The organism is Pseudoalteromonas sp. BSi20652 (assembly GCF_000239855.1).
Taxonomy (GTDB): Bacteria; Pseudomonadota; Gammaproteobacteria; order Enterobacterales; family Alteromonadaceae; genus Pseudoalteromonas.
The window spans coordinates 1-3,512 of record NZ_BADT01000294.1 but is presented as its reverse complement, the minus strand read 5'-3'; the positions used below and the strand labels follow the sequence as shown (position 1 = coordinate 3,512).

Below are 3,512 nucleotides of genomic sequence, written 5' to 3'. Positions count from 1 at the left end.
ACGGAATATTTTAGCTCCACTCCAAGTATAGCCATGTCCAAGATCATTTACGCTATAAAAGGCACTTCCTCTCCATCGCTCATTTTTTTTGATTAATAATAGAGTCTGTTTTTCTTCGTTTATATTGTAGGGGTAAGCATTATCTGTTTCATTTGGGGCTATGAGTTGGGCTTTACCGCCAACCGTAGGATTGAATCCTGGGGCTGACCAAAGGTCAGATTCACCACTAAAACTCGCTTTTACTCGGTTATTACGAAAGTCGTCATAAAATACTCTTTCAAAGTCGCCTGTAGGTACACGCTCCCCACCACCATTAATGCGCACTTCAGCTCTATTAATAGAGCTGCCCCAAGCAATCCATTCTTTTTCATTATGAATATAACGATAAGGGAAGTCTTCAGCATCCATTACAGGTCTAATATTTTTATATGGATGCTTGTTTGGCAGATCAATTGAAGATATTCCATTACTAAATAACGCTTTGTTAGTACTTAGACGATAAGCAGCCCAGCCAGTCATTTTTTGAACCATAGCTTCTGATGGTTCAGTTAAACCAAATACTAATGAATCATATGCCCAAGCCATATTACCATTATTTTTATCGCCAATGTATGAGGAAGTATTACTAATCCACTCGCCTGAAAAGCGATCTGGTTGGACTGTTTCGCTAGATATTAATGTACCATTTACTGAGGCGAACATTTGACCATAGCGGATCCCGGCAACAATAACATTCCATGTTTTACCATCTGCAATAACGCCATTTTTAGTGGTTATGATTCGTTTATCAAGACCATTATTATTGAGACCGACATACTGAATACTTAGACCGTTTGTTTTGTTATACCAGATTTTAGGAGATGACTTATTTGAACCTTCACCATGATTAATATCTAATAAAATCGTTTCAGCATTATCACCTGTATTAGCATCGATCCTAAATGTAAAAAGCATCCATCTGTAATTCCACCTAGCATCACGTTGACCCGGCATTATTAAATGTTGCCCAGAATTTTCCGTAAATTCAATACCATTATTTTTTCTTGTTTTGGCTGGTTGAAACGAAAGATTTGCTTGTGTTGCATTAGCTATAATAGTTCCGCGCGAAGAATGATTTATTACATTACCTATTACAGTGTCTTCTTGAAAATAAGCAGACATAAGCCACTCAGGAAAAAGGTTTAAAGCCCACGGAACTTTGGTTGTGCTATTAATTGCGCGTTTGGGAATACGCAGTGATAATGGGAGTCGACCAGTGGTTTGCTCTAGTACTGTTACCTTACCATCATCATTAGTGTCGTAATTAGCATTGAGTTCTGGGTATTTTCCCCCAAGAAAATCAAGTAACAATTTACGTTCGTAGTCATCATATAAGCCATTGTCATCTAGATCATAGTTAGATTTTGCACTATGTGCGTTACTGTCATTAATAAACCAAATAATAAAACATACAATAATGATTAATTTAATATTACTTTTCATAAATAAGCTCCTATTCAAAGTTAATTTATTAGGAATATTCATCCAAGCGAGTATTAAAATACAAAATATTGAATAAACAACGATATATTAACTAGTTATATTTAGTGGTGTTTTAACGTATGACTTAACTTAGACGATAATTAAAAGTAAATATCCACTTATGCTATCCATTTAATTAATCATTTATAATTGCATTTAATTATTTTGTTAGTTATAAAGTTCTTAAAATAACTTTAGTCTATATTTTTTGAAGATCTACCTAATACACCTTAAAAATAAATATTAGCTTAGGTATTAAAGGTGATGTCTACATGAGTTTTTTATTCACGGTTGCCTAAAAATAGCTCGTCTAACTTTAAAAACTGGTCAATAAAAGATTAAGTTTGGTTTTATAAAATTAGCAAAATTTTTTTCTTCGCGTCAATTTGATCGCTGCAGAATGATTAACTAATTTGTTTGAATCAACATAACTAGCTTTAAACGCAATAACACTTCCCATAACAGTACTTAGTTACAAAAATGACTCAGTTCACACTTCGTCTAATTATTTAGATCAAAAACATGTTTTTTCTATTTTATTGGCGATAGGTTACGCCAATGTATTAAGTACATAAACAACAGAGGAAACAAAAATAAAAAAGACATGTAAGTAATAAAAACACGTGGTATTGATTCAAGCATGGCTGATACTTAGATGTATAACGTATGTCTGGCTCTGTGATTGATGCAATTACAGCTGAAGATATTGGAAAGTTCCCTGATAAAAATGTTGCTGACTCTCTTGAGCTTGAAGCCGCAAAGGTGCATTAGACAGTCTTCGTGGTTTATCGTCAGAACTTACCTTTACATAGCTTAATGTTAATTTTATAGCGTCTTCTCGGAGGGAACCTTTATACATGTATTGAAGATAACTTTGTTTATAACATTGTAGAAAAGATATCTGCTTTTTATATACAAGGCGACTTTTAGTTTAGTGAAGTGAGAAGTAATTTGGGCGTGTGTGTCGTGCTAACAAAAACATTTACTTCATCTACCGACTATATACCTACCAATTAGATCACACAAATGATGAAACAGGTGACGCTCGTTTTGTAGAAGACTATCAATTAGTCACTTAGCTAAACAAAGAAACTCAAGTTTTGCCAAGCTCAATATAGTGTGGGATGCAACCGACGATTTAGTTATTCGTGGGGCAATAGCTAAAGTAGTATCTTGTCCTGACTATATTGATTTAGTTGCGCAGCAGCGCATTACATATGTATTAGGTGAATGGGCAGAAGATAGAGCCGCATTTAACGAGCTTCCTGGTTTTAGCGGTAGTGGAGGAAATAAAAACTTGTAACCATTTGAATCAGTTCAAGCTGATTTATCTATTGAGTATTATTATGCGCAGAGTTCTGCGGTTGGGTTGGCACTTTTTTCATAAAAAAGTAGATAACTTTATTGTGCCACTGGTAATCGATGTAGAGTAAAATTTTGCCGGCAAAAATAATATAGTAAATGTAGGTACTATTAATATAGCTCCGTACAGTACTGTGGATAATGATATAGATGCAGGGTTACTTAACTTAAGCTATTCAGGCTGACGCTATTACGCAGGCTTTAATTATAGTTTTTAATTAACTGCATACGTAATACTTTATTAAACGCCAATTAAAAACCGTAGTTGGCTTAGTCTAACAGCACCTAATATTGTGGTTTTATGTATACACATAGTTTTACTGGTCATACATTGGCTGTTTAATAGGCAAAAAAAGCTCTGCAGCCCTTTATTTGTATAGCTTTCATACTAAAATCATTTAATTGTCAAAAAGCTGAAATAAAACATTGACCCCCGCTCGAATCTCCCTATAATGCGACCCCACTGAGACGGGATATGGCGACGCGCAGCGGACAACGCATAGCGAGGCACGGACTACTCAGAGAGTTAAATAAAACTTTGGTTTAAATTATCGTAAGAAATTTTAAAACTAAGTATTGACTCGAAAAATAAAGGGTGTATTATTCGCATCCCTTGAGGCGCTAAAGCG

1 protein-coding gene and 1 pseudogene are annotated in these 3,512 nt (G+C 34.7%); one reads left to right on the top strand and one right to left on the bottom strand.

Going from position 1 to position 3,512, the window contains the following annotated elements; genetic code table 11:
- Positions 1-1,482 (bottom strand): hypothetical protein (locus P20652_RS19460; protein WP_033018334.1); only part of this gene is annotated, 1,482 nt, incomplete at its 3' end.
- 891 nt (positions 1,483-2,373) lie between these two features.
- On the opposite strand from P20652_RS19460, the pseudogene P20652_RS20075 reads away from it, so the two are divergent.
- Positions 2,374-3,038: pseudogene (locus P20652_RS20075) on the top strand (TonB-dependent receptor domain-containing protein); the annotation flags it as partial.
- Positions 3,039-3,512 lie beyond the last annotated feature (474 nt).